The sequence below is a fragment of the Arthrobacter sp. Y3223065 genome (genome assembly GCF_059090885.1).
The window spans coordinates 394,175-418,204 of sequence record NZ_JBNHGC010000003.1; the positions used below are offsets into that span (position 1 = coordinate 394,175).

Here is a 24,030-nt window from a genome sequence, read left to right on the forward strand (position 1 = left end):
GCTATAAGCCGGGTGCCAATCTGCCCCGGCGGCTGGAACAATGGAACCATGGCGCCGCAGGTTCTCCTCGACCGGCTCCGGGTGCTCGAACCGGAGCAGTGGCTGGCGCGCGCCCGGGCCCACCGCGAGCGCGCCCGGCGCTACTCCCAGCCGTATCTGCAACGCCGCTCGGCCGGGCTGAAACACCCGGTGGAAGACTTCCTCTTCACCTATTACAGCCTCAAGCCGGGTCAGCTGGTGCGCTGGCATCCCGGCGCGGGCGTGGTGCTGACCGGCGCCGACGCCGGCGAGCGCCACGGGTGGAAGTTCTACCGGACGCTGACCGCCGCGGAGTGCCGCACGGCGGGTGTGGAGCACGACGCCGGTGCCGTCACCTTCGACGCGGAAGCTTTCCTTGCGGCGCGGGGAACCGCGGTGGCGTTCTCGCGGGAAATCCTGGCCGGTGCGGCGTCGCGGCCGGCCCGGTTCGGCTGCTTCGGGCTGCACGAGTGGGCCATGGCCTACAAGTCACGGCTTAACGGCGTCCGCCACGACTACCTGGACCTGCGGCTCGGCGCCGATGGAACGGACCATGTGGTGGACAGCAGCCGGATCAACTGCTCGCACTTCGATGCTTTCCGGTTCTACACGCCGCAGGCCGTACCGCTGAACACGCTGCGGCCCACCCGCGAAAACCAGCGGCAGATGGAACAGCCCGGCTGCCTGCACGCCAACATGGACCTGTACAAGTGGGCGTACAAGCTGGCCCCGGCGCTGCCCAGCGAACTGGTGATGGACTGCTTCGAGCTGTCTTGGCGGATCCGCGAGCTGGACATGCGGGCCTCGCCCTACGACCTCTCGGGCTGGGGCTACGAACCGGTCAGGATCGAGACCACCGAGGGCCGCGCGCAGTACGTGGCGGCCCAGCGGGCGTTTGCCGACGAGGCCCAGGCGCTGCGCCTGCGGCTCCTGGAAGCGCTTGACGTGCTGGAGGAGCTTCATGGGCTGGACCGCGGGACGAAGGGGGACTCGTCGTCGCACCGTGCCGGCGCGCGGCACACCGCTCCGGAAACCATCCGAACGGAGGACTGATCATGACGTTTGAGGCGGAGCGTCCGGGGCCCCGGCGGGCACCCCGTCAAGCGGCCGTGCTCCTGTCCTGCCTGCTCTGCGTGCCCTGGCTGGCGGCGTGTGCCCAGGACGGCCAGCCGCAACCTTCCCCCGGCATCGCGGTTCCCGCGTCCCCCGGCGACGGCGAGACCCCTTCCCCCTCGGAACCCGCCACTTCCAAGCCTGCCCCGTCGGAACCTGCACCCTCGAAACCGGCTCCGTCGGAACCCGGCCCGTCGGAACCCGCACCCTCGAAACCGGCACCGTCGAAACCGGCTCCGTCGGAACCCGCCCCGACAGACGACCAGAAAGGAGTAGCCGTGGATGCAGAACTATCCATCATGCTGACCTCCGCGGACAGCACCGCCCGGTTTGAGCAACTACTGGTGTGCCGGGATTCCCGTCCCGCCGCAGGTTCCACGGTCAGCGACGCGGAGGCGGCGTGCGCGGCGCTGGCCAAGCACGGTGACAAGGTCTTCTTCGAGCTGCCCGATCCCAACCGCCTCTGCACGCAGCAATACGGCGGTCCGCAGCAGGCCCACGTCACCGGCACCTTCAACGGCCGCGAGGTGAACAAGCATTTCTCCCTCACCGACGGGTGCAAGATCTCCGAGTGGAACGCCATGGCCGCCCTGCTGGGCAGCCGCGCCGGCGAAGCCTGAGCCGGGCAGCGACACCCGGCTGCCCGCCCAAGCCCGGCTCGACGTATTGATGTTCGACGGGGGCGGTGTCGGCCAGCGCAGCCTCGACCAGGTCAGCGTCGGCCGTCGCGCATGATGTCGCTCACCCGGCGGTCAAGATCTTGGATTGCGGCGCGGGCGGTCCGCCGGTCTTCGCGCTTCTTTTGGATGACCATCCGCCCAAGACCGCCCAGCACGACGGCGGCCAGGATGGGCAGCAGCATGGACTGCGGCTTTTCAGTCATAAAGCCATGCTACGAGCCCCGCTCGTCAACGGCACGGTTTTGCCGGGATCCGCCGTCGTCGTCCCGTAAAATCAGCACCCCGTGATGCCGGTAGAATGGTGCTGCAAGCTCGCGGAGCGCTGGGTCAGCGTGAGACGGCACCAATTGTTGGATTGACACTGCACTGAGTTCCGCGCGCCTCGCTTCGTTTGAAGAGCACAATCCAAGCACAGGAGTGGCCGGATGCCCCGGATCGTTGTTGATGTCATGCCCAAGCCCGAAATCCTTGATCCGCAGGGCAAAGCCATTGCCGGCGCACTGAACCGCCTGGGCCTGACCGGCTTCAGCGAAGTCCGCCAGGGCAAGCGCTTCGAACTGACGGTTGACGGCGAGGTGACCGAGGAACTCCTGGAACAGGCCCGGCATGCTGCCGCCACGCTGCTCTCCAACCCCGTGATCGAAGACGTTACCCGGGTGGAGGTCATCACCGAGGCGACCATCGGGGCCGGCGAATAATGACTGAGACTCCCCTGATCGGCGACTTCTCGCCCGCCCCCGACGCCGGCCTCTCAGGCGCTCGCATCGGCGTCGTCACCTTCCCCGGCACGCTGGACGATCGCGACGCGGCCCGTGCCGTCCGGATTGCCGGCGGCACGCCGGTCAGCCTGTGGCACGGCGACCACGACCTGCAGGGCGTGGACGGCGTGATCATCCCCGGCGGCTTCTCCTACGGCGACTACCTGCGCGCGGGCGCGATCTCCCGCTTTGCCCCGCTGATGGAGCAGATCGCCGATGCCGCCAACGCGCAGCACGATCCGCTGCCGGTGCTGGGCATCTGCAACGGCTTCCAGGTGCTGACCGAGGCACACCTGCTGCCCGGCTCGATGATCAAGAACGACCACCTGCACTTCCTCTGCCGCGACCAAAGGCTGCGCGTGGAGAACAACACCACCGCCTGGACCAGCCAGTACGAAGCAGGCGCGGAGATTGTGGTGCCGCTGAAGAACCAGGACGGCCAGTACGTCGCGGACGAGAAGACCCTGGACGAGCTGGAAGCAGAGAACCGCGTGGTGTTCCGCTATGCGGACGGGAACCCGAACGGGTCGCGCCGCGACATCGCCGGCATCAGCAACGCCGCGGGCAATGTGGTGGGCCTGATGCCGCACCCCGAACACGCCGTGGAAGCCGGTTTCGGCCCGGACTCCTCCGCCTTCGGCGACGTCGCGCTGCGCGGCGGCACCGACGGCCTGGGAATTTTCACCTCCGTTTTGACGAAGATTGTGGCAGGTGCCAAGTAAATGACCGAGACCAATCCGACCAGCGCATCAGTGGATACCCGGCTGGAAACCGAGGCCGAGGCACGCAATGAGCACGTGCAGAGCTACGGCGGGGCGGCCGACGCCGTCGAACGTGTCGAGGGACGCCAGTTCAACATCGACACCGTGGAGCATGCCGCGCAGACCCCGGACACGGAATTGCCCTGGGCAGAGCTGGGTTTGAAGCGCAACGAGTTCGACGAGGTCGTCAAGGTGCTGGGCCGCCGCCCGACCGCCGCCGAGCTGGCCATGTATTCGGTGATGTGGTCCGAGCACTGCTCCTACAAGTCTTCCAAGGTCCACTTGCGCCAGTTCGGCGACAAGGTCACCGAGGACATGAAGAAGCACATGCTGGTGGGCATCGGCGAGAACGCCGGCGTGACGGACCTGGGTGACGGCTGGGCCGTGACCTTCAAGATCGAGTCGCACAACTCGCCGACCATGGTGGAGCCGTACCAGGGTGCCGCGACCGGCATCGGCGGCATCGTGCGCGACATCATTTCCATGGGCGCGCGTCCGGTGGCCGTGATGGACCCGCTGCGCTTCGGCGCGATCGACCACCCGGACACCGCCCGCGTGGTCCACGGTGCGGTCGCCGGCATCGGCGGCTACGGCAACTCGCTGGGCCTGCCGAATATCGGCGGCGAGGTCGTCTTCGACTCCGTCTACCAGGGCAACCCGCTGGTGAACGCCCTGGCCGTGGGCGTCATGCGCCACGAGGACATCCGGCTGGCCAACGCCTCCGGCAAGGGCAACAAGGTGGTGCTGTTCGGCGCGCGCACCGGCGGCGACGGCATCGGCGGCGCCTCCATCCTGTCCTCGGAATCCTTCGACGACACCAAGCCCTCCAAGCGCCCCGCAGTCCAGGTCGGCGACCCGTTCGCGGAGAAGGTGCTCATCGAGTGCTGCCTGGAACTGTTCAAGGGCTCGCTGGTCGAGGGCATCCAGGACCTGGGGGCCGCCGGCATCTCCTGCGCCACCTCGGAACTGGCCTCCAACGGCGACGGCGGCATGGACGTTGAGCTGACATCGGTGCTGCTGCGCGATCCGACCCTGACGCCGGGCGAAATCCTGATGTCCGAGTCGCAGGAACGCATGATGGCGGTCGTTTCCCCCGAAAACGTCGAGGCGTTCGAGGCCGTCATGGCCAAGTGGGCCGTGGAATACTCCTGGCTGGGTGAGGTCACCGACACCGGCCGCCTGGTGATCAAGTGGGACGGCGAGACCATCGTCGACGTCGATCCGCGCACCGTCGCCCACGACGGCCCGGTCTACAACCGCCCCTACGCCCGTCCGGAATGGCAGGACGGGGTCCAGGCCGACAGCTTCCGCGCCTCTGCGGCCGGCGCCAACCCCCCGGCCAGCGCCGAGGACCTCAAGGCGGCCGTGCTGGAACTGATGGCGTCCCCGAACATGTGCTCGAAGGACTGGGTGACCAACCAGTACGACCGCTACGTGGGCGGCAATACCGCACTGGCCATGCCCGACGACGCCGGGGTGGTCCGGGTGGACGAGGAAACCGGTCTCGGCGTTGCCCTGGCCACCGACGCCAACGGCCGCTACACCTACCTGGATCCCTACCAGGGGGCGCAACTGGCCCTGGCCGAGGCCTACCGGAACGTCGCAACCGTGGGTGCCGTGCCGATGGCCGTGTCCGACTGCCTGAACTTTGGCTCTCCGGAAGACCCGGACGTCATGTGGCAGCTGGCCGAAGCGATCCGCGGCCTGTCCGACGGCTGCATGGAGCTGGGCGTCCCGGTCACCGGCGGCAACGTCTCGCTGTACAACCAGACCGGCAACACCCCGATCCACCCGACTCCCGTCGTGGCGATGCTCGGCAAGCTCGACGACGTCGGCCGCCGCACCCCGTCCGGCTGGCGCGAGGACGGCCAGGCGATTTACCTGATGGGCACCACCCGCGACGAGCTGGACGGCTCCGAATGGGCGAACCTGCGCGGACACCTGGGCGGCAAGCCCCCGGTCGTGGACCTGGCCGCCGAAAAGCTGCTGGGCGAGCTGCTGATCAACGCCTCCCGCGACGGCATGATCGACGCCGCCCACGACCTCTCCGAAGGCGGCCTGGCCGCCGCCCTGTCCGAGATGGCCCTGCGCTTTGGCGTCGGCGCCCGGATCGGCCTGGGCGAGGTCTGCGAGCGCGACGGCGTGGACCTGTTCACGCTGCTGTTCAGCGAGTCCCAGGCACGCGCCGTCGTGTCCGTGGCGCGCAGCGAAGAGGTCCGCTTCAAGGACATGTGCGGCGCGCGGGGCTTCCCGTTCATGCGCATCGGCGTGGTGGACACCGAGAACGGCGCGCTGGACTTCCAGAGCGAGTTCTCCGTGCCGCTGGCCGAACTGAAGGAAGCCCACGAGGGCACCCTGCCGAAGTACTTCGGGTAGTTTCCGCCCCGCCTCAGGGCGAGCGCAAGAGGGATGTTCCCCGCACCGCAGTGCAGGGAACATCCCTCTTCGTCTTCCCCTCGAGGACCGGCACCGCAGCACTGCCGGATTATCCGTATCTGTATGCTGTGCCCATGACGGCACCGCAGATCTATATCAGTTTCCCCGGCACTGCCCGCGAAGCACTGGGTTTCTACGCAGAGATCTTTGGCGGAGAGCTTTCCCTGCACACCAATGAGGACTTCGGTAACAGTGAGGGACCGCCGGGGCACATAGCCCACGGAATGCTGAACGGCGTGGTCGCCCTGGCCGGATCGGATGCGGCACCCGGCGAGAAGAGCGTCCGGCTCGAGGGCGTCATGCTCTCGTTGCTCGGGACCGCCGAACCTGAGGTGCTGCACGAGTGGTTCGACAAGCTCGCCGTTGGCGGCCGGGTGGTCGATCCCCTGGCGCCGAAGCCGTGGGGCGCCTCCGATGGCCAGGTGATCGATCGTCACGGACTGCACTGGCTCGTCGGCTACGAACCAGCGCCGTGACGTCAGGCGCCTAGCCGCAGACGGTCCACGTCTGCCAGTCGGGGATACGCGGCCTGGGTTCCCTTCTTCGTGGCAGCCAGAGCAGCAGCGACCGAAGCGAACGACGCCGCCCCGGCCAGGGACTCCCCTGCGGCAAGCCGTGCCGCGAGGGACCCGGTGAAGGCGTCGCCGGCGCCGGTGGTGTCCACGGCGTCAACCTTGGTGGGGGCGATCCGGGTGAAACGGCGCCCCTCCTCGGCCTGCCCATCCAGCACGATGGAGCCGTCGGCGCCCAGGGTGACCACGACGCGGTCCAGCCCCTGCGCCGCAAACTTCAAGCCCACCTGCTCCCAGTCGGCAACGGCGGCATTGGCGCAGGGCATTGCGGCGCCGCCGAGGAACTGCGAAGCCTCGTGCGCGTTGACCAGCAGGACGTCGGTGAGTTCGGCCAGGCTTCGCGGCACGGGCGCGTAAGGCGAGAGGTTGAGCAGCACTGTTGCTCCGGCGTCGTGCCCTGATCTTGCTGCCGCCTCCACGGCGTCCAGGCCGACCTCGAGGCAGAGGCAAACCACGGCGGCGCCATCGAAAACGTCCCTGGCGGCGACTACGTCATCCGGAACTACGGTGCCGTTGGCGCCAGGGGAAATGACGATGCTGTTCTCCCCCGCGGCGTCAACGGTAATGACGGCGACGCCGGTCTCGACGTCAGCGGCGCGGCGCACGCGGGAAACGTCCACGCCGCCCCCTGCAACGGAGGCCAGCAGCATGTCCCCGTTGGAGTCCTCGCCCACAGCGCCGATCATGGCGACGTTGCCGCCGAGCCGGCCCGCGGCCACGGCTTGGTTGGCGCTCTTGCCGCCCGGGTTCACGGCGAAGCCTTCGCCGCGGAGGGTTTCGCCGGGGTTGGGCAGCCGCTCGGTGTAGATGGTCAGGTCCGCGTTCAGTGAACCAACGACGACGATGCGTCCGGCTTGCGGACTCACTGTTCCACCTCGGCATCGACGGGCTTGGGGATCAGCAGCGAGGCGGCGAAGGCCGCGACCGTGATGACCAGGCCGACCACCACCACCGTGAGGTAAGAGGCGCGGTCGCCCAGCGCCGAAGTGCCCACGAGCACCGCCGGCAGCACCAGGAAGCTCAGCCCGGCGCCGAGGTTGAAGGCTCCGGCGTTCATGCCCGGCAGGAAGCCGGGGTTGCCCGGGGGCGAGAGCACCACGCCGAGCCCGTTGAGCATAATGTTCGCGGTGCCGGCGTACATGATGCCGAGCAGCGCAGTGGCGGCGACCATCACCGGCAGGCTGTTCAGGCCGAACAGCACAATGATCACCAGGGAGATAATGCTGCCGATCATGCCGATGCGCAGCACCTTGGTGTAGCCCAGTACCGGGGCGAGCCGTCCGCTGATCGGGCCGAAGACCCAGCCCAGCAGCGCGTAGGGGGTCAGGATGAGCAGCGCCGTTTCGGTGGGGCCGAGGCCGAAGCCGGGTGCGGCGGCCTGTACGTAGGCGGGGACAATCCCGTTGATGACGGCGAAGATGCCGGTCATGGTCAGGACCGTGGTCAGCAGCGGCGCCCACGTGGAGCGCTGGCGCAGATGTACAATCTCGACCATCGGCTGCTTCGCGCGCTTTTCGGTGGCCCAGAAGGCGGCGAACGCGGCGGCGGCCACGGCGATCAACACCAGCGAGAGGACCAGGGTTTCGCTGGAGAACCCGCCGACCAGCTTGGCGGCCTCGTTCAGAGCGGTGAGCAGGGCACCGACCGCGACAACAATAAAGACGACGCCGGTCCAGTCCATCCGCGTCCCGGCCTGCGGTTTGCTCTCGGGCGTCAGGACGGCGACGAGAACCGCGGCGATCACGGCGAGGACCATCATGAACCAGAAGATGCTGCGGAAGCCGTAGTGCTCGGCCATGTAGCCGCCGAGGAAGGCATCGACGCCGGCCACGCCGCCGTTGACCGCGAGGATGACGCCCATCAGAGTGCCGTAGGTGCGCGGGTTGGGCACGGCGGTGCGCAGCATGATGAGGCACAGCGGCACGGTGGGGCCGCTGGCGCCCTGGATGATCCGGCCCACGAAGAGCCACGTAACGTCCGGGGCCAGCGCTGCGATCACGGAGCCAGCGGCCGTCAGCAGCATCATCCCGACGAGGATCCGCTTGCGGCCGACAATATCGCTCAGCCGGGGCAGGAACAGGGAGAACAGCGCGGCTGTGGTGAAGAACCACGTCTGGGACAGGCCAATCGAGGCCTGGTCTGTCTGCAGTTCCTCCCCCATGGTGACCAGGGCGGGGCTGAGCATGGAGGCATTGAGCTGGAAGGCCACGCAGGCCGTCAGCAGGGCAACCATCAGGGCGGTGGTGCCGCCGCGGGTTGCCTTGGCTTCGTGGAGAACGGCGCTCATTTCGCTGCCATCCCGGAGTTCTGGGGCGCCGCGGAGGCGGGTGACGCCGTCGTTGTTGTGGTGGCGGCGGTTCCAATCTCTACCTCGCCGATCCGGACCAGCGCATCGGTTACCAGGTTCCAGAACTTGGTGCGGTCAAGGTCCACGGCCACAGAGGTGTGGCAGTCGGCCGGTGCGGGGGCGCGGAAGTCAGCGACGGTCATGCCGAGGGTCAGCTTGCCCTGCAGTTCGATGTCGATCGGGACCTTGCGGGTTGTCATCACCGTGGGGTCGATGACGTAGGCGACGGCGCACGGATCGTGGACCGGCGGGTAGTCGAAGCCCTGTGCGTCCTTGTAGGTTTGGGCGAAAAAATTCATCAGTTCGCGGACAAAGCGGGCCGGACCGGTGCCGACGGCTTCAATCTGCTCGACGACTTCGGGGGTGGCCAGCGCCTGGTGTGTGAGGTCCAGTCCCACCATGACCAGGGGCCACTTCTCGTTGAAGACGATGTGGGCGGCCTCGGGGTCGATCATGATGTTGAATTCGGCTACGGCGGACCAGTTGCCCACGTGGTAGCCGCCGCCCATCAGCACGACCTCCTTGACCCGCTCGACGATGCGCGGCTCCTTGCGGGCGGCCATCGCGATGTTGGTCAGGCCGCCGGTCGGGACCAGGGTTACGGCACCGGGTTCGTGCAGCATGATCGTGTCGATGATGAGATCAACGGCGTGGCGCGAGTCCAGTTGGATGGTGGACTCCGGCTGCGCGGGGCCGTCCATGCCGGACTCGCCGTGGATGTCCGGCGCCGTTTCGATGGTGCGCACCAGTGGGCGGTCGCAGCCGGCGGCGAACGGGACACCGGTGATGCCGGCGATCGTCCCCACGGCCAGAGCGTTCTTGGTGACCTTTGCCAGGGTCTGGTTGCCGACAACGGTGGTCACGGCGAGCAGTTCGATGTCCGGGTTGCCGTGGGCCAGGAGCAGCGCCACGGCGTCGTCGTGCCCCGGATCGCAGTCCAAGATGATCTTTTTCGGTCCGGGCGTCGCGGAAGTGGCGTCCATGTTTTTCTCTCCACGTCATCGGGGTCCGCCGCAGCGGGGATTCAGTCTCAGGAAGTGTGACACCCCTTTCCGGTTCACGTCAAACGCTTGACGTAAACATGCGTCAAGCGCTTGATGCCTTGTCTTGCTTGACCGTGCTTATCATGGGCTCATGGATTCCGCCCGCCCTCCCGTTCAGCACCCGCCGCGCGTCGGTGGGCGAGTGACCGCGGCGATGGTGGCGGCACGCGCCGGGGTCTCCACGGCGACGGTTTCCCTGGTGGCCAACGGCAAGACGCGCGGACGGGTGTCCGCGGACAACATCTCCCGGGTCAGCCAGGCCATCGCCGAACTCGGATACGTGGTGGACAGCGTGGGCAGTTCGCTGGCCAAGGGGGTCAGCTCCATTGTGGTTCTGGTGGCGCCGGACATTTCCAACCCGTTCTTCGCCAAAGTCGTTGCCGGCGTCCGGGAATCCCTCGGCGCGGACTTCCAACTGCTGCTCTCCGTCACCGAAGCCGGCGAATTTCCCCGCGCAGATGACATCCGCCGGCTCCTCGCCCTCCGCCCGGCAGGCCTGTTGGTGGATGCCCCCGATGCCGCGTTCCTCGAGGACCTCTCCGCCACGGGCCCCTTGGTGCTGCTCGACGCGCCCGGGCTGGAGGCTTATGCGCCGTCCGTCAACCTCGATGTGGCCCACGGCGCCCGCGAACTCGCGGCGCATCTGGCCGCCTCCGGCCACGAGCGGGTGGCGTACTTGGACAGCGTGACCGGCACAGCCACCTTCACCATTCGCCGGACGGCCTTCCTGGAGGAGGCGGCCGCGCGCGGGATGACCGTGGACCCGGCTCACCCGATCAGCACCACGATCGACGTCGGCGCGTCGGCCGAGGCTTTTGCCGCCGCCTGGCCCCAGTGGCGGCAGTCCGGTGTCACCGCCGTCGTCTGCGCCACCGATACCCACGCATACGGCGTGCTGCAGCAAGCGCGCGTTGCCGGCGTGCGGATCCCGGACGAACTCGCCGTCGCCGGCTTCGACGACCTGCCCTACTCCGCCACCAGCAACCCCGGCCTCACCAGCGTCCACCTTCCCGCCGCCCGCCTGGGCCTCAAGGGCGGCGAACAGCTGCGCGGCCTGATCGAAGGCCGCGACCTCGAGCAGCCCCAGCTCACCTTGGAGGCCTCGCTGATTGTGCGCGGCTCCACGGAGCGGATCGCCGCCAACTAACTAACGACGGCCGCGGTCCAGGCCGTTGCACGGCTACACCTTGCGCCAGTCGTGGCCGGTCACGGCCGCCCCGGCCTGCGGACCCATCTGCAGCATGCCGCCGTCTACCACCCACGACGCCCCGGTGACGTAGCCCGCTTCCGCGGACGCCAGGAAGGCGATCACGGCGGCGACCTCGCGGGCGTCGCCGGGCCGGGCCAGCGGGATGCCGGGGCGGTCGATGCGGTGCGGGTCTTCGTCCTCGTTGCCGGTCATGGCGGTGGCGATCTCCCCCGGCGCGACGGAGTTGACCGTGATGCCGTGCCGGCCGAGCTCCAGCGCCATGTTCTTCACCAGCCCGCCGAGGCCATGCTTGGCGGCGTCGTAGGGGGCGGCCCCGATCATCGGCTGGTGCTCGTGCACGCTGGTCACGGCGATGATCCGGCCGCCGCGACCGGCATTGGACATCCGCCGGGCTGCCCGCTGCATGCAGACAAACGCGCCGTCCAAGTCGGTGGCGACCACTCTCCGCCACGTCTCGTAGTCCAGCTCCAGGAACGGCTCCGAGGCGCCCGTGCCCGAGTTGTTGACGAACACGTCCAGCCCGCCGAGCTGCTCCGCGAGCGAATCGACCACGTCGCCGCAGCCGGGCAGGTCCGTGGTGTCCAATTGGACGACGGCGGCGCTGCGGCCGAGCGCGCGGACCTCCTTCGCTGTGTCCTCGGCTCCGTCCCGGTCCGAATGCCAGGTGATCCCGACATCCATGCCGGCACGGGCCAAGGCGACGGCGGTGGCCCGGCCGATGCCGGAGTCGGAACCGGTGACGATGGCTGTGCGGGGCGTGAACTGTTCCATGCGCCCTATTGTGGCGAAGAACCGGCCGCTTGCCAGCCCCTCGGGCCGCCGGGGACCGCTACGCGACGGTCATTTCACCCATCAGGTCCCAGTCTTCGCCCTCGACCTGCCGGCTGATGATCCGCGGCGTCTCCTGCAGGTACTGCGGCTGCTCCTGCATGGCCTTCTTGAAGTGGTCGCTCTTCACGTGTGCTTCGGCCGCGTCGTCCCGGAAGGCCTCCACCAGCACGTAGGTGTTGGCGTCGTCCACGCTGCGTGACCAGTCGAACCACAGGTTGCCCGGCTCGGCACGCGTTGCCTCGGTGAACTCGCGCACGAGTTCGGGGAAGCTGTCGGCGTACGCGTCCTTGACCTTGAACTTGACCACAATGAAAATCACGCAGCATCAGCCTTTCTTCTTTGGGATGTCTTTTCATCCTGTCATGCACCGCGCGGTCCGTCAGGTCAGGTGCGGCCAGGCAGGATTGGCCCAGCGTCAGTTGGCGTCGCTGCCCGGCCTGTCCGCCAGCCCGCCGGTGCCTGTCGACGGCCAGTCAGTTAGCGGCGCTGCCCGGCCTGTCCGCCCGCGAGCGCCTTGGCTGCTGCAATATAGCGCCGCGTGACCAGCCGCTGGGCGGCTTCCGCCACCGGCGCGCCTGTCCGGTAGAACCAGTTGGAATGCCGGCTGAACGCGAACACCTCGAAGACCACCCGCCCGTTCCCCTCCAGCACAGCAGCGAAGCCTTCTTCCCCCGACTCCGGATGCCCTGGCAGCGTGCCGTAGCCGAAGCCCGTCCGCGTTGGCGTCCGTTCAGTCCACACCACTCGGCACGGGATGGCGAGCCGCAGCGGACCGACTCCGAACCCACACACCACCTCCACGCCTTCGGCGGCCACCGGCTCCGTGGCATCGACCCGCAGCCCGGCCAGCCGATGCACTTCCCACCCCATCAGCCCTTCGGCGAGCCGGTGAAAAGCATCTTCCCCCACACCGACACCGACCCGATGGTCCACGACCCGGTATCCCGGCGGCGAGGTGCGTTCCCGACTCAGCCCCACGCCGTCGTACGTCAGCCGGGATCCGCCCAGGTCCTTGGCCTTCATCCTTCAGCCCTGCCGCGCATCTTCGCCCCTGGCCAGGCCCATCCAGCCCAGCATCTCGCGGTCGCGGCGCGGCAGCGATGCCACCACCAGATCGTAGGAATCCTCGATCATGTCGCGGAGCATGTCGTCGGGCAGCCCGCCGTCGCAGCGCACGCCGTTCCAGTGCGTTTTGTTCATGTGATAGGCACCCGTGATCTCCGGATGCGCCGCGCGCAGCTGCTGCGCCAGCACCGGTTCACACTTGAGGCTGATGCTCAGCTGCGGCGCCTGCAGGTCCGAGAGCGCGAACATCTTGGCGGCCCGTCCCGCCGCCCGGACCTTGAACACCGACGCCTCGGGGCCAAACGGGAAATCCTCGAACGCCCCGGGCAGGGACAGGCAGAATGCGCGCAGCGCGGTTGCGTCCATAGGCACGAGCCTACTGCTCCCTGCCCGCGCCGGTCACGGTTCTGCGGGAACCGCGGCGGCGCCCCTCGCCCGGGCCACCGTCCGGGGAGAACCAGGTGTACGCCCGCACCCCGTACCCCGCGCCCGCCGGGGAGACCCAGGTGCCTGCCCGTCCCGCACCCGTCCGCGTCACCGTTCGGGGAGAACCAGGTGTACGCCCGCGCCCGTGCCCCGCGCCCGCCCGAGTCCCCCCGGTGCGCGGCGGCAACTTCGGTGGCAGGATGGTTTCACAGTTGTTTCACGGGGAACGACGGCGGGGCTTCCGTGCCGCCGGCGGGTTTCGGAATGGGCCACGGCTTTGGAGAGGAGACCCATGGCAGACACCGGCAGGGAAGCGAAGCGGGCGGCCGGCAGGGCGAAGGACAAGACCGAGGACGCTGCCAATTCCAAGGTTTTCGAGCGGGTAGCGCGGTTTGGATACGTGGCCAGCGGCCTGCTGCACGTGCTGATTGGAGCAATCGCGCTCCGGCTCGCCTTCGGCGGAGGTGGCGAGGCGGACCAGACCGGGGCCGCCTCAAGCTTGGCACAGCGCCCGGGCGGAATGTTCCTGCTCTGGGCGGGCATGCTTGCCGCCGCGGCCTTGGCCTTGTGGCAGATTAGCGAAGCGGTGTTCGGCGGACGCGGCCGCCAGGCTAAGAAGAAATGGGGCTACCGGGCCAAGTGCGTGGGACTGGCCATCGCTTACACGGTGGTGGCGGTGTCGTTCGGCAGCTTCGCGCTGGGCTCCGGCGCCGACAGCAGCCAGAGCTCCCAGGATGCCAGCACCCGGCTGATGCAATGGCCCGGCGGTGTCGTTGTCCTGTTCCTGATTGGCGCTGTCATCATGGGCGCCGGCGTCTTCTACGTGTTCAAGGGCCTGAAGAAGAAGTTCCTGAGCGACCTTAAAAGGCTCCCCCGCGGCAGCACCGGCACCGCCGTGACGTGGCTCGGCGTCGTGGGCTATGTGGGCAAGGGGCTGGCACTGTTCGTGTTGGGGCTGCTGCTGGCGGTGGCCGCGGTGCAGCACGACCCGCAGGAGGTCAAGGGGCTGGACGGGGCGCTCAAGGCGCTGCGCGACCAGGCCTTTGGCCCGGCCGCCCTCGCCCTCGTCGCCGTTGGCCTGATTTGTTACGGCCTGTACATGGGCGCCCGGGCACGCTACGCCAAGATGTAGCGCGCCCGGGGCCTCTCGCGTGACCGGATCGCCGACCGTTGTTCAGCGGCGCCGGCGGTGGCAGCGCTGGCGGCGGCAGCGGCGGTGGCTCGTTGTGCGGCACTGGGATGGCCGGCCGCCGTCCCAGTGCCCGCATCGGCCCTACTCGGTGGAGACCGGCGTCAGCACGTCCTTGACCAGCGGATCCTCCGTGGTGTGCAGGTACTCCTCGAGCCGCGGATCCGAGAAGATCTCGATCAGTTTCTTGCTCTCCGCGCTGTCCTTGAACTGGGTGCCGATCACCAGGCGGGAGGCGAATGTCTTCGGGGCGGCAGGGAACAGGATGCCCTTGTCGCGGCCGATCTTGCCAGCGTCGAACTGGGAGACGTAGCCGATCGCGGCATCGACTGAGTCGAGCATCCGCGGCATCGCCAGCAGGTCGGCTTCCTTCAGCTCGAAGCCGCGCGGGTTGCCGGTAACGTCGCGGATCTTTGCTGTTCGCGGCTCCACCGCCGGATCCAGCTCCAGCAGTCCCTCGCGCTGCAGCAGCCACAGCGCCTGGCCCTGGTTGGCGGAGTCGTTGGGCAGCAGCAGCACGGCTCCGCGCGGCAGGTTTTCCACCGAGCCGTAGCGGGTTGAGTAGAGGCCGAAGCCCCACTGGTACAGCTCCACCGTCGGCGTCAGTTCCAACCCGTTGGCGTCGGCGGGCTGCTGCATGTACCACTGGTGCTCGAAGATGGTGGCGTGGAACTGCCCATCGGCCACCGCGCGGTTGGCCTGGACCGGATCCTGCAGGCCCACAGCCTCGATCTGAACGCCGTAGTCGGGGGCGATTTCCTCGGCGACGAACTTCAGGATCTTCTCCTCCCCCGCCATCGCCGGTTCAAAGTGGACTTTCAGCGGCGAGGTGACCTCGCTGCCGGATGCCGCGACAGCCGGCCGGGACTGCTGCTGCACCAGCAGCAGCCCCAGGACCAGTGCGACGACGGCGGCAAAGGCGGCAATGCTCCACGGCAGGGCTGTGGTCTGTTTGCGCAGGGTGAAGCCATGGTCGTGGCCGGACCCGGCGGAAGGGGTGCTCATGATGTGATGCTCCTGTTGATCAGTGGCTAGGGGCGCAGCAGCGCGCGGGAGATCCGGTCGCCGGCAAACTGCACCAGCTGCACCGTGATGATCAGGACAACGATGGTGGCCGCCATGACGTGGGTGTCGAACCGTTGGTAGCCGTAGGTGACGGCCAGATAGCCGATGCCGCCGGCGCCGATGGTCCCGGCAATGGCCGAGTATTCGATCATCGAAATGGTGTTGAGCGTGACCGCCGAAGTAAGGCCCGGCAGGGCCTCGCGCAGCTGCGTCTGCCGGATGATCTGCCCGGTGGAACTGCCTGTGACCAGCCCGACGGCCATGTTCTCGCGCGGCAGATCGTTGAGTGCGTTCTGCACCAGCCGGGCGAAGAACGGAATGCCGGCCAGTGTCATCGGGACCACGGCTGCCGCGATGCCGATGGTCGTTCCGGTTACCCACTTGGTCAGCGGGATGATGGCGGCCATCAGCACCAGGAACGGGAGCGAGCGGCCCATGTTGACGAGCCAGCTGAGCGTTCCGTGCAGGCGCGGCCGGGGGAACAGACCGCGGCTGTCCGTGTTGTACAGCAGCACGCCGGTGGCGCCGCCGACCAGGATCACCATGACCATAACGATGCCGACCATCGCCCAGGTCTCGCCGTAGGCCGGCAGCAGCAGCGCGGGCAGGTCCGCCCAGGGCGTGTCCAGCCCGACGGCGGCGGTTTCTGCGGGCCTCATGCGCGCACCTCGATTTTCTCGTTCCTTGCATATTCGTCCGCGTCCGTCGGCGGCGTTTCCGCCGCGGTATCGGCACGGTGGCGTGCCTCTGCGGTAAGGCCCAGTCCGGCCAAGTAGGCGCGGACCTCGGCCTCCGGGCGGCCGGCGAGACCGATTTCGAAGCGGCCCAGCACCGCTTCGCCATGGGCTTCCACCGAACCGCCGAGCAGCGCCACGCTCACGTCCAAGCCGGTGGACAGGCGGGTCATCCACTCCGGGTCCACCGGCCCGTGCCGGTACGAGACGGACAGCGCGTACTCGAAGGAGGCTGGCAGCGGGAGGGCGCGGATTGGCAGCAGTTGGCGGCCGGCGGCGGAGGCCGGATCGGCCACTAGGGCGCCGATCGGCCCGTATTCGGCGACGCGGCCGCCGGAGAGCACGGCCACCTGGTCGGCGACGCGGCGCACCACGTCCATCTCATGGGTGATCAGGATGACCGACAACCCCAGTTCGGTGCGCACGTCGTCCAGCAGGTCCAAGATCTGCTGGGTGGACTCCGGATCCAGGCCCGACGTCGATTCGTCGGAGAGCAAAATCCGGGGACGAAGTGCCAGCGCCCGGGCGATGCCGACCCGTTGCTTTTGGCCGCCGGACAGTTGGCCGGGGTAGGCGTTGGCCTTGTGCAGCAGGCCCACCCGGTCCAGCAGTTCGGCCACGCGGTCCTCCATCTGAGCGGGCACCACGCCGAGGTTGCGCAGCGGCAGCGCCACGTTCTCGGCCACCGTCATCCGGCGCAGCAGGGCCGAGTGTTGGAAGATCGTGCCGATGGCGCGGCGTTCGCCGCGCAATGCCTGCCCGGACAGGGCGGAGAGGTCGCGTCCGTCCACCAGCACCTGGCCGGAAGTCGGTTTCTCCAACAGGGAAATGCAGTGGGAGAGGGTAGTCTTGCCGGCGCCGGAAGGGCCGACGACGGCGGTGATCGCCCCCTGCTCGATGGTCAGGTCGATGCCCTTGAGCACCTCGACCGTCCCGTGTCGTGTGTCGTAGCTCTTGTGCAGATTGCGGATTTCAATCATTGCGGGCCGCCCGCGGCATAGCTTTTCATGCTGCTCCTGAAGGTCAGGGAGCCCCGGGCACAGCCGATCACGGCGCGCAGGCATGGTGCGGCCGGTTCCGGCCCGGCCCGGGTTCTCCATCGGTTCTGGCGTTAGCACCGTGCGGCAGTTGCCGAGGTTGCTGCGGCGTCATCGAGCCAGATCTCTCGGCCGCTCTGGATGGTTCTTGCCGACGGCGGTGCCCGCCCGCCCTTAAGGGCGGCGCACCGGCGTCGTTGTTTAGCTGGTTCTGCTGCTGCCTACGCTTAGTCGACCAGCGCGTTCTGCAGGCGGAAGCCGGCGGCGCGGTGGTTCTCCGGCAGCTTGTCGCCGCGGCCGAAGAGCTTGTTGCGCAGGGTCCCCGGCGCGTACTCCGTTGGGTAGGCGCCCAGCTTCTGCAGTTCCGGCACGACGTATTCCACGATGTCCTCGAAGGTGCCCGGGGTGATGGCGTAGGCCAGGTTGAACCCGTCCACGTCGGTCTCGTCGACCCACTCCACCAGCTTGGCGGCCACCTCCGCGCCGGAGCCGACGGTGATCGGGCCGAAGCCGCCGACGCCGACCCATTCGGCCAGCTGGCGGATGGTCCACGGCTTGCCGCTGTCGCCGGAAGCCTTCTGGAAGGTTTCCACCGAGGACTGGATGGCATTGGACTTCACGTTCCCGCCGATCACGTCGTCCGGGCCGTAGGTGGAGAGGTCAACGCCCATCCAGCCGGAGATCAGCGCCAGCGCGCCGTTGATGTCCGCGTAGGACTTGTAGTCCTCGAATTTGGCCTGCGCGGTGGCGGTGTCCGGTCCGGTCACCACGGTCTGCATCGCGTAGATGCGCACGTCGTAGCGGTCGCGGCCCGCCGCTTCCACGGCGTCGCGGATCTTCTTCACCGACGCCGCGAGCATCTCCTTGGTCGGGCAGGTCACGAACACCGCCTCGGCGTTCCCGGCGGCGAACTCGGTGCCGCGCTTGGAGGCCCCGGCCTGGAAGATGACCGGGGTGCGCTGCGGGCTCGGCTCGGTGATCGCGATGCCGGGAACCTTGAAGTACTTGCCCTCGTGCCGGATCTCGTGGACCTTGGCCGGGTCGGTGAAGACGCCGGTCTCGGCGTCCTTGACCACGGCGTCGTCCTCCCATGAGCCCTCGAGCAGCTTGTAGATGACCTCGAGGTATTCGTCCGCGTGGTTGTAGCGCTCGTCGTGCTCCAACTGGTCTTCCTGGCCCATGTTGCGCGCCGCCGAGGGCAGGTAACCGGTGACCACGTTCCAGCCGACCCGCCCGTTGGTCAGGTGGTCCAGCGTGGCCAGGCGGCGGGCGAACGGGTACGGGTGCTCGTAGGCGGTGCCGGCGGTGACGCCGAAGCCGAGGTTCTCGGTCACCGCGGCCATCGCGGAAACCAGCATGAACGGATCGTTCACCGGGACCTGCGTGCCGGCGCGCAGCGTGGTCTCGTTGGAGGACCCGAAGACGTCGTAGGTGCCAAGCACGTCGGCGATAAACAGGCCGTCGAACAGGCCCCTTTCCAGCACCTTGGCCAGGTGGGTCCAGTAGCCGATGGTGTTGTAGTTGGCGGACTTGTCCTGCGGGTGGCGCCACAGTCCGGGCGACTGGTGTCCCACGCAGTTCATTTCGAAGGCGTTGAAACGAATCTGGCGCCGGGGGTTGGGCTGCGGGTTGTTCACGGTCATGTCAGGCTCCTTTTCTGATGAGAAGAGCCCGCGCCGGCCCTCCGTTGGGCATGCGGCTGCCAACGGAAGACCAACGAGAGATCGAGCTTCTCCATCGGTCCTGGCGGTAGCACCTTCCTCAGGGAGGGGGTTGCTGCGGCGTCAACAAGCCAGGTCTCTCGGCCGCTCTGGATGGGTACCCCTCCATTGGACACCCAGGGCGTCCCGGAGGGAAATGTTCGCCGTCACGCGAGGTAAGAATTACGACGCCGGTGCGCCCTCCCGCCTCTTCGCCCCCGCTATTGCTCCGGCCGCGAAGCACAGCAGGATCAGGACGACGACGGCGACCGCCAGCGGGACGCTGTTGCCGACCAGGGTCGGAAGGTTCTGCAGGATCAGCCCCAGGATTCCCAGCAGCCCGATCAGTCCGAGGGCCGGGGCTACTGAGCGCTTCCAGTCCCGGAGGGGCGCACCGTTCCGGCGGAAAAAGACCAGGACGGCTGCGCTGGTCAACGTCATCAGCACCACGATTCCCAACGACGCGAAGCCCGCGAACCAGGTGTAGAACTGCATGATTGGATCCCAGTCGGCCAGGACGGCGGCCAGCAGGAACAGGGCTACCACCGTGTTGGCCGCTGCGGAGGCCAGATGCGGGGAGCGGTGCCGGCCGTGGGTGCCGGCCAACTTGGCCGGGAAGATGCCCTGCCCGGCGACTTGGAAAAAGTAGCGGGAACCGATGTTGTGCAAGGACAGGATGCAGGCGAAGAGGCTGGTCGCCAGCAGCAGTTGGATGATGTGGCTGCCGGCCGTGCCCAGATAGAGCGTTGTGGTCTCCGAGAGCAAGGTGCCCGGCGCGTCCGTGGCCTTTTGGACGACTCCCTCGTCGCCCCAGACGCTGATCAGCAGCCAGCTGGACAGCGCGTAGAAACCGCCCACCACCAGGAGTGCCACATAGGTGGCCCGCGGGATGGTCTTGTCCGGGTCGCGAGCCTCATCGCGGAAGACCGCCGTGGCCTCGAAGCCGATGAAGCTCAGGATGGCGAACAGCAGCGCGATGCCGGGTGCCCCCGACAGTACGGTGGACGGGGTGGCGAACCCGGTGGACAGGCCGCCGGCACCTCCCCCGTCAAAGATGATGAAGGCGTCCAGGATCAGCACGATCAGCACCTCGGCCACGAGCAGCACCGCCAGCACCTTGCCGGAGAGTTCGATATTGCGGTGTCCCAGCCAGGCGACGGCGGCCAGCGCGGTAGCCGCCCACACCCACCAGGGCAGTTCGGGGCCGCCGTAGGCACGGACCACTTCGTTAACGGCCGGGGCGAAGAGGCCGTAGACGCCCGCTTCCAGGGCGAGGTAGGAAAGCAGGGCCACGAAGGCCGCCCCCAGGCCCGCCCGGCGCCCCAGTCCCTTCTGCACGTAGCTGAAGAACGCGCCGGCCGTTGGCACATGCGGGGTCATGGTGGTGAAGCCGACGGCAAACAACAGCAGAATCGCCATGGCCAGCAGGTAGATGAAGGGCAGGCCGGCGCCGTTGCCGCTGGCAATGGCCAGCGGGACGGTTCCGCCGATGACGCCCAGCGGCGAGGCGGCGGCCAGCACGATGAGCACGATGCTGGCGACACCCAGCCGGCCGGAGAGCCGCGGAGCGCCGGCAGCGCCGGCCGCGGCTTCGGGAGCCGCGAGTGTTGGGTTTTTGGTGGCGACAGACATGGTGTGTGTTCTTCCTAGACGGCCGCGGAACGGACGGCGGGGTTGACTGGCGGGCGGCCGGCGTCGGCATTGGCCTCGCCGATGGTCCACACGAATGGGGGTTCCGTGGCGTTGACTTCCCAGTTGCCGACGATCCGGGACTTGTAAATGAAAGGGTTGTGCGTCGCCACGGTGCGGGCGTTGCGCCAGTGCCGGTCCAGCGCCTTGTCCGTGCTGGTGGAGGAAGCACCGAGCGCGTTGAAGAGGGCGCCCGCGGCGTCCGGAACCAGGGCGCTGAGCACTATCTGCGCCCGGCCCGATTCCAGTTCGACGTCGATGTTGGCCGACTTTTCGGCGTCGGCATCCAGGCGCCGAGCCTCGAAAGCCCTGTCCAGGCTGCGGGCCACACTCAGGGTCGTCGCCGTCGCGGCGTAGGATTTGGCGCTGATTTCGCCGACCACTTGCAGGACTTGCGCGTCGTGCCGGACCAGCGGGGCGTTTCCGTGGCCGAACACCCGCGTGCGGTCCCGCACGTTGTCCGCGGCGTCGGCGATGGCGGCCCGGGCGATGCCGGCCAGGGTGACCAGCAGGATGTGCTGGTAGAGCGCCGTCTGGTATGGGAAGCGGTCGGCGAAGGCTGAAACGTTAGCCGGATCCACAACCGCGTCGGTAAATACGGTGGTGCCGCTGCCGGTCAGCCGCTGGCCGAAACCGTCCCAGTCGTCAAAGGTTTCCACGCCCGGCGTCTTGGTGGAGATGATCACCGAGACATCGGAGCCGTCCTGGCGCTTGGCGGTGACATCGATCCAGTCGGCGAAGATGGTGCCGGTGGTGTAGAACTTGCGGCCGTTCAGCAGCAGCCTGCCGCCGGACTCGGACAGCACGGTGGCGGTTCCGCCGGCACCCGGTTCGGTCCAGGCGTTGCCGGCCAGCTCGCCGGAGGCGAAGCGCCGCAGCCAGGCGCTTCGGTCCGAGGTGCGGCCGTGGTGGTATAGGTTCTCCTCCACCAAGGCAATGTGCGATCGCAGCGCCTGCGGAATATTGCTGTCTGCGGTGCCCAGCTCGATCAGGAGTTGGGTGAACTCTTCCCAGTCCAGCCCGTCGCCTCCGAACTCGGCCGGAATCCGGGCGGCGCCGAAGCCGGCTTCCTTCAGCCAGCCGATCTGTTCATACGGCAGCTCCCGGGTGAGCTCGCGGCTCAACGCCCCGGCGGCGATGCGCGCGAAGATCGGACGGTACTTGGCGGCTGCGGCGTCGAAGGCCGTGGCGATGTCGTCAATAGTTTCAGTCATGCTGGTTCTCCTGGAGGTTCTGTCACGAGGGCGGAGTGATGGGGCCTGCGGTCGGCGGGCAATCGTGATCGGGCCCGCGGTCGGCGGGCAATCGTGATGGGCCCGCCGTAAGCGGGCAGTAACGGAATGGCAGCGTTAGGCGCGGCTCAGGTGTAGAGCGAAATCGGCTGGACGTCGCCGAGCAGGTAGTTGGCGCCGACCTCGACCTTCTTGTAGTCGACCGGGTCGTGCAGCGTGTGCGTGCGGATGTTGCGCCAGAAAATGTCCAGCCCAACCTCGGATTTCGCGGAGGACGAGCCGGTAGTCTCGAAGATACGGTTCGCCACGTCGACACCCACCTCGGTGGACACGACCTTGAGCCGCGCGATCTTGATCGCGATGTCCGCCCGGGATTCCGCGGTCAGCTGCGCGCCGACGGCGATGACCGCGTCGAACCTTGCATTCGTCCGATCTGCCAGGGCTTCCACCGCGGCAACCCGCGAAGCCAGCTCGCCGTAGACCCGCTGGGTCAGCGGATCCTGGGCATAGGTCTCCTTCGTGCTGAGGAACCAGGAGTTCCTGCGCGCCAGCGTGATCCGGCGTCCGCGGTCCAGCGCCCCCTGCGCGATGCCCAGGTAGAGGTTGCCGAAGGCCAGCTGGATGTACGGGGTGACGAGTGTGGAGAAAGGCTCGTCCCCTACCTCGCCGATGATGTCCGCGGCGGTGACCTGCACGCCGTCGTACTTCACCGAACCACTGGCCGAGAGGCGCTGGCCGAGCGCATCCCAGTCCCCGAGGTATCCGATCCCCGTCCGGTCATGCTCCAGCGCGAGGGCCAGGAACTTGCCCTGCTCCGGTCCGGCCGCGATCACGGCGTTGACCAGGATGGCGTCACCGACGGAAGCGCCGGCGGAGAAGTGCTTGATGCCATTCAGCCGGTAGCCGTCGCCGTCGGGAATCAGTTCCAGATTCGGGTCCACGGGGTTCACGGAGTCACCCCAGGACCAGCGGCCCAGCGCGGAGCGGCGGAGCAGGCGTTCCTGGATCTGCACATCACCATAGAAGACGACGGCGCCCAGGTTCGCGTAGTGGTAGCCGAGAATTTGCGCGATCGACGCGTCGGTGCGGGCAAGGATGCGCACGGCGTGCAGCGCGCTTTCCCAGTGCCCGCCCTCGCCGCCCCATTCGGCCGGGATGATCAGGTTGAGCAGCCCGGAGTTGCGCAGCAGCTCCACCTCGGCGTGCGGTTCGGCATTGCGGCGGTCGCGCTCCAGCACGTCCGGCGCCAGTGCGGCGGCAACGCCTTCGGCTATCTGCTGCCAGTGGGCCAGTTCTTCGGCGGTAGCCTGCCCGGCCCACGGAGATCGGTCGGTTTGCGGGTTGATTTCTGTCACGACGGCGGTCATGTTCGCTCCTCAAGGCGGGGCTCCCGCCTGCCGGCGGCGCAGCAACCATCACGGTTGGGGACGCAGCTTGGCGGGGGCCGTACTTGCCGGGCACGGTGTTGTGCGCGGCCGGATCCTCATCTGGGGCACCCCGCTACGGGAGAGGGTTGCCGCCCAACCAGCCAGAGCTTGTCGTTGGGACTCTTGATCTCGGAGTTGAGTATGCCGGGTCCGATCCGGCGCCGGGAAGCACGTGACAGGCCGTGACGTCCCGGGGCGTAATGTTACGGGCGCCTCATCATGTGACGGCGGCGATGCCCGGCGGGCGGAATGTTGAGGGCTGCCGGACGGACGCCGCGGGCTAGAGGCCGAAGCGCGGGGCCTCTATTGCCGGGCAGGTATCCATGACTACGTCCAGGCCGGCCGCCTTGGCCCGGTCCGCGGCGGCTTCGTCGACCACGCCCAGCTGGAGCCACACCGCTTTGGCACCGACTTCGATGGCCTGGTCCACCACCGGTCCGACCTTCTGCGAGTTCACGAAGCAGTCCACCACGTCGATCTCGCCGGGAATGTCCGCGAGCTTTTGGTAACCGGTCAGGCCCAGGACGTCGTCGCCTTTCAGGTTGACGGGAATGACTTCCATGTCCAGTTGGTCCATCAGGTACCGGGAGATGCGCATGGCCACCCGGTGCGGGTTCGTGGATAGGCCGACGACGGCCCAGCGGCCAGGGGTTTCCAGCAGCCGCCGGACGACTTCAGGGTCATTCTGGTGTGCCAT

Annotated in this window: 25 protein-coding genes and 3 riboswitches; of the genes, 8 read left to right on the plus strand and 17 right to left on the minus strand. The window is 68.0% G+C overall.

The genetic code is table 11. The annotated features are described in order from the left end of the window. Positions 1-48: 48 nt before the first annotated feature. Positions 49-1,071, plus strand: coding sequence for a 3-methyladenine DNA glycosylase (locus AC5RUK_RS10405; RefSeq protein ID WP_494152135.1), 1,023 nt, complete (start codon positions 49-51; stop codon positions 1,069-1,071). Here AC5RUK_RS10405 and AC5RUK_RS10410 read toward each other — a convergent pair. Continuing rightward, on the minus strand, positions 978-1,415 hold the full coding sequence (locus tag AC5RUK_RS10410; RefSeq protein ID WP_494152276.1) for a pentapeptide repeat-containing protein: 438 nt from the start codon (positions 1,413-1,415) through the stop codon (positions 978-980). The two genes, AC5RUK_RS10405 and AC5RUK_RS10410, sit on opposite strands and share 94 nt — an antisense overlap. Between AC5RUK_RS10410 and AC5RUK_RS10415 the strand changes: the two genes are divergently transcribed. Then, positions 1,410-1,751, plus strand: coding sequence for an SSI family serine proteinase inhibitor (locus AC5RUK_RS10415; protein ID WP_493988589.1), 342 nt, complete (start codon positions 1,410-1,412; stop codon positions 1,749-1,751). The two genes, AC5RUK_RS10410 and AC5RUK_RS10415, sit on opposite strands and share 6 nt — an antisense overlap. A 92-nt stretch (positions 1,752-1,843) precedes the next feature. Here the strand turns inward: AC5RUK_RS10415 and AC5RUK_RS10420 are convergent, their stop codons facing one another. Then, the gene (locus AC5RUK_RS10420; RefSeq protein ID WP_494152136.1) at positions 1,844-2,014 is read right to left on the minus strand and encodes a hypothetical protein; all 171 of its coding nucleotides are present in this window, start codon (positions 2,012-2,014) and stop codon (positions 1,844-1,846) included. Positions 2,015-2,236: 222 nt separating this feature from the next. On the opposite strand from AC5RUK_RS10420, the gene purS reads away from it, so the two are divergent. The 4 genes from purS (at position 2,237) to AC5RUK_RS10440 (ending at position 6,242) form a co-directional block, all read left to right on the plus strand. Beyond that, positions 2,237-2,509, plus strand: coding sequence for a phosphoribosylformylglycinamidine synthase subunit PurS (gene purS, locus AC5RUK_RS10425; RefSeq protein ID WP_493988587.1), 273 nt, complete (start codon positions 2,237-2,239; stop codon positions 2,507-2,509). Continuing rightward, on the plus strand, positions 2,509-3,291 hold the full coding sequence (gene purQ / locus AC5RUK_RS10430; protein WP_494152137.1) for a phosphoribosylformylglycinamidine synthase subunit PurQ: 783 nt from the start codon (positions 2,509-2,511) through the stop codon (positions 3,289-3,291). Before purS ends, purQ begins: the two co-directional genes overlap by 1 nt. Beyond that, a complete protein-coding gene (gene purL, locus AC5RUK_RS10435; protein ID WP_494152138.1) occupies positions 3,292-5,706 on the plus strand; it encodes a phosphoribosylformylglycinamidine synthase subunit PurL in 2,415 nt (804 codons plus the stop codon). A gap of 134 nt (positions 5,707-5,840) precedes the next feature. After that, the gene (locus AC5RUK_RS10440) at positions 5,841-6,242 is read left to right on the plus strand and encodes a VOC family protein (protein WP_494152139.1); all 402 of its coding nucleotides are present in this window, start codon (positions 5,841-5,843) and stop codon (positions 6,240-6,242) included. 2 nt (positions 6,243-6,244) lie between these two features. Here AC5RUK_RS10440 and AC5RUK_RS10445 read toward each other — a convergent pair whose 3' ends face one another. Genes AC5RUK_RS10445 through uriH form a run of 3 tightly spaced genes read right to left on the minus strand, consistent with a single transcriptional unit; the run spans position 6,245 to position 9,668 of the window. Then, a complete protein-coding gene (locus AC5RUK_RS10445) occupies positions 6,245-7,204 on the minus strand; it encodes a ribokinase (protein WP_494152140.1) in 960 nt (319 codons plus the stop codon). After that, complete coding sequence (gene uriT, locus AC5RUK_RS10450; protein ID WP_494152141.1) at positions 7,201-8,625, minus strand: uridine transporter UriT; 1,425 nt, start codon at positions 8,623-8,625, stop codon at positions 7,201-7,203. Before uriT ends, AC5RUK_RS10445 begins: the two co-directional genes overlap by 4 nt. Continuing rightward, positions 8,622-9,668, minus strand: a complete 1,047-nt coding sequence (uriH, locus tag AC5RUK_RS10455) for a uridine-preferring nucleoside hydrolase UriH (RefSeq protein ID WP_494152142.1) — start codon at positions 9,666-9,668, stop codon at positions 8,622-8,624. Before uriH ends, uriT begins: the two co-directional genes overlap by 4 nt. A gap of 214 nt (positions 9,669-9,882) precedes the next feature. On the opposite strand from uriH, the gene AC5RUK_RS10460 reads away from it, so the two are divergent. After that, entirely contained in the window at positions 9,883-10,875 is a 993-nt protein-coding gene (locus tag AC5RUK_RS10460) for a LacI family DNA-binding transcriptional regulator (RefSeq protein WP_494152277.1), read from the plus strand. 33 nt (positions 10,876-10,908) lie between these two features. On the opposite strand, the gene AC5RUK_RS10465 is transcribed toward AC5RUK_RS10460, so the two are convergent. The 4 genes from AC5RUK_RS10465 to AC5RUK_RS10480 all read right to left on the minus strand — a co-directional run bounded on the left by AC5RUK_RS10465 (position 10,909) and on the right by AC5RUK_RS10480 (position 13,200). Then, positions 10,909-11,709: an SDR family oxidoreductase gene (locus AC5RUK_RS10465; protein WP_494152143.1), complete on the minus strand. Its 801-nt coding sequence runs from the start codon at positions 11,707-11,709 to the stop codon at positions 10,909-10,911. 58 nt (positions 11,710-11,767) lie between these two features. Further along, entirely contained in the window at positions 11,768-12,088 is a 321-nt protein-coding gene (locus AC5RUK_RS10470; protein ID WP_494152144.1) for a putative quinol monooxygenase, read from the minus strand. A gap of 158 nt (positions 12,089-12,246) precedes the next feature. Beyond that, positions 12,247-12,792, minus strand: a complete 546-nt coding sequence (locus tag AC5RUK_RS10475) for a DUF1990 domain-containing protein (protein WP_494152145.1) — start codon at positions 12,790-12,792, stop codon at positions 12,247-12,249. A 3-nt stretch (positions 12,793-12,795) separates the two neighbouring features. Further along, entirely contained in the window at positions 12,796-13,200 is a 405-nt protein-coding gene (locus AC5RUK_RS10480; protein WP_493988577.1) for an MmcQ/YjbR family DNA-binding protein, read from the minus strand. Positions 13,201-13,552: 352 nt separating this feature from the next. Between AC5RUK_RS10480 and AC5RUK_RS10485 the strand changes: the two genes are divergently transcribed. Beyond that, positions 13,553-14,392 (plus strand): DUF1206 domain-containing protein, encoded by an 840-nt coding sequence (locus AC5RUK_RS10485; protein WP_493988576.1) that lies wholly within the window; start codon positions 13,553-13,555, stop codon positions 14,390-14,392. 141 nt (positions 14,393-14,533) lie between these two features. On the opposite strand, the gene AC5RUK_RS10490 is transcribed toward AC5RUK_RS10485, so the two are convergent. The 8 genes from AC5RUK_RS10490 to AC5RUK_RS10525 all read right to left on the minus strand — a co-directional run bounded on the left by AC5RUK_RS10490 (position 14,534) and on the right by AC5RUK_RS10525 (position 24,030). Further along, positions 14,534-15,454 carry a MetQ/NlpA family ABC transporter substrate-binding protein gene (locus tag AC5RUK_RS10490; RefSeq protein ID WP_494152146.1) on the minus strand — a complete coding sequence of 307 codons (921 nt, stop codon included), beginning with the start codon at positions 15,452-15,454 and terminating at the stop codon, positions 14,534-14,536. A gap of 26 nt (positions 15,455-15,480) precedes the next feature. After that, positions 15,481-16,173 (minus strand): methionine ABC transporter permease, encoded by a 693-nt coding sequence (locus tag AC5RUK_RS10495; RefSeq protein ID WP_494013282.1) that lies wholly within the window; start codon positions 16,171-16,173, stop codon positions 15,481-15,483. Then, positions 16,170-17,228: a methionine ABC transporter ATP-binding protein gene (locus AC5RUK_RS10500; protein ID WP_494152147.1), complete on the minus strand. Its 1,059-nt coding sequence runs from the start codon at positions 17,226-17,228 to the stop codon at positions 16,170-16,172. The genes AC5RUK_RS10495 and AC5RUK_RS10500 overlap by 4 nt, the downstream gene beginning before the upstream one ends. Positions 17,229-17,341: 113 nt before the next feature. Further along, positions 17,342-17,433, minus strand: a riboswitch (SAM riboswitch). A gap of 79 nt (positions 17,434-17,512) precedes the next feature. Next, positions 17,513-18,928 carry an LLM class flavin-dependent oxidoreductase gene (locus tag AC5RUK_RS10505; protein ID WP_494152148.1) on the minus strand — a complete coding sequence of 472 codons (1,416 nt, stop codon included), beginning with the start codon at positions 18,926-18,928 and terminating at the stop codon, positions 17,513-17,515. Positions 18,929-19,016: 88 nt separating this feature from the next. After that, positions 19,017-19,106, minus strand: a riboswitch (SAM riboswitch). Positions 19,107-19,168: 62 nt separating this feature from the next. After that, positions 19,169-20,617: an APC family permease gene (locus AC5RUK_RS10510; RefSeq protein ID WP_494152149.1), complete on the minus strand. Its 1,449-nt coding sequence runs from the start codon at positions 20,615-20,617 to the stop codon at positions 19,169-19,171. Positions 20,618-20,631: 14 nt separating this feature from the next. Further along, a complete protein-coding gene (locus tag AC5RUK_RS10515; RefSeq protein ID WP_494152150.1) occupies positions 20,632-21,888 on the minus strand; it encodes an acyl-CoA dehydrogenase family protein in 1,257 nt (418 codons plus the stop codon). Positions 21,889-22,034: 146 nt separating this feature from the next. Beyond that, positions 22,035-23,273 (minus strand): acyl-CoA dehydrogenase family protein, encoded by a 1,239-nt coding sequence (locus AC5RUK_RS10520; RefSeq protein ID WP_494152151.1) that lies wholly within the window; start codon positions 23,271-23,273, stop codon positions 22,035-22,037. Positions 23,274-23,347: 74 nt separating this feature from the next. Continuing rightward, positions 23,348-23,462: riboswitch (SAM riboswitch) on the minus strand. Between the two features lie 151 nt (positions 23,463-23,613). Continuing rightward, positions 23,614-24,030: a CoA-binding protein gene (locus AC5RUK_RS10525; protein ID WP_494152152.1), complete on the minus strand. Its 417-nt coding sequence runs from the start codon at positions 24,028-24,030 to the stop codon at positions 23,614-23,616.

Excerpts from the sequence above, each read along its gene's own strand:
- AC5RUK_RS10405 (WP_494152135.1), top strand. The coding sequence starts at position 49 with ATGGCGCCGCAGGTTCTCCTCGACCGGCTCCGGGTGCTCGAACCGGAG.
- AC5RUK_RS10420 (WP_494152136.1), bottom strand. The coding sequence starts at position 2,014 with ATGACTGAAAAGCCGCAGTCCATGCTGCTGCCCATCCTGGCCGCCGTC.
- purS (WP_493988587.1), top strand. The coding sequence starts at position 2,237 with ATGCCCCGGATCGTTGTTGATGTCATGCCCAAGCCCGAAATCCTTGAT.
- purQ (WP_494152137.1), top strand. The coding sequence starts at position 2,509 with ATGACTGAGACTCCCCTGATCGGCGACTTCTCGCCCGCCCCCGACGCC.
- purL (WP_494152138.1), top strand. The coding sequence starts at position 3,292 with ATGACCGAGACCAATCCGACCAGCGCATCAGTGGATACCCGGCTGGAA.
- AC5RUK_RS10440 (WP_494152139.1), top strand. The coding sequence starts at position 5,841 with ATGACGGCACCGCAGATCTATATCAGTTTCCCCGGCACTGCCCGCGAA.
- uriT (WP_494152141.1), bottom strand. The coding sequence starts at position 8,625 with ATGAGCGCCGTTCTCCACGAAGCCAAGGCAACCCGCGGCGGCACCACC.
- uriH (WP_494152142.1), bottom strand. The coding sequence starts at position 9,668 with ATGGACGCCACTTCCGCGACGCCCGGACCGAAAAAGATCATCTTGGAC.
- AC5RUK_RS10460 (WP_494152277.1), top strand. The coding sequence starts at position 9,883 with ATGGTGGCGGCACGCGCCGGGGTCTCCACGGCGACGGTTTCCCTGGTG.
- AC5RUK_RS10465 (WP_494152143.1), bottom strand. The coding sequence starts at position 11,709 with ATGGAACAGTTCACGCCCCGCACAGCCATCGTCACCGGTTCCGACTCC.
- AC5RUK_RS10475 (WP_494152145.1), bottom strand. The coding sequence starts at position 12,792 with ATGAAGGCCAAGGACCTGGGCGGATCCCGGCTGACGTACGACGGCGTG.
- AC5RUK_RS10480 (WP_493988577.1), bottom strand. The coding sequence starts at position 13,200 with ATGGACGCAACCGCGCTGCGCGCATTCTGCCTGTCCCTGCCCGGGGCG.
- AC5RUK_RS10485 (WP_493988576.1), top strand. The coding sequence starts at position 13,553 with ATGGCAGACACCGGCAGGGAAGCGAAGCGGGCGGCCGGCAGGGCGAAG.
- AC5RUK_RS10490 (WP_494152146.1), bottom strand. The coding sequence starts at position 15,454 with ATGAGCACCCCTTCCGCCGGGTCCGGCCACGACCATGGCTTCACCCTG.
- AC5RUK_RS10495 (WP_494013282.1), bottom strand. The coding sequence starts at position 16,173 with ATGAGGCCCGCAGAAACCGCCGCCGTCGGGCTGGACACGCCCTGGGCG.
- AC5RUK_RS10500 (WP_494152147.1), bottom strand. The coding sequence starts at position 17,228 with ATGATTGAAATCCGCAATCTGCACAAGAGCTACGACACACGACACGGG.
- AC5RUK_RS10505 (WP_494152148.1), bottom strand. The coding sequence starts at position 18,928 with ATGACCGTGAACAACCCGCAGCCCAACCCCCGGCGCCAGATTCGTTTC.
- AC5RUK_RS10510 (WP_494152149.1), bottom strand. The coding sequence starts at position 20,617 with ATGTCTGTCGCCACCAAAAACCCAACACTCGCGGCTCCCGAAGCCGCG.
- AC5RUK_RS10515 (WP_494152150.1), bottom strand. The coding sequence starts at position 21,888 with ATGACTGAAACTATTGACGACATCGCCACGGCCTTCGACGCCGCAGCC.
- AC5RUK_RS10520 (WP_494152151.1), bottom strand. The coding sequence starts at position 23,273 with ATGACCGCCGTCGTGACAGAAATCAACCCGCAAACCGACCGATCTCCG.
- AC5RUK_RS10525 (WP_494152152.1), bottom strand. The coding sequence starts at position 24,030 with ATGGCACACCAGAATGACCCTGAAGTCGTCCGGCGGCTGCTGGAAACC.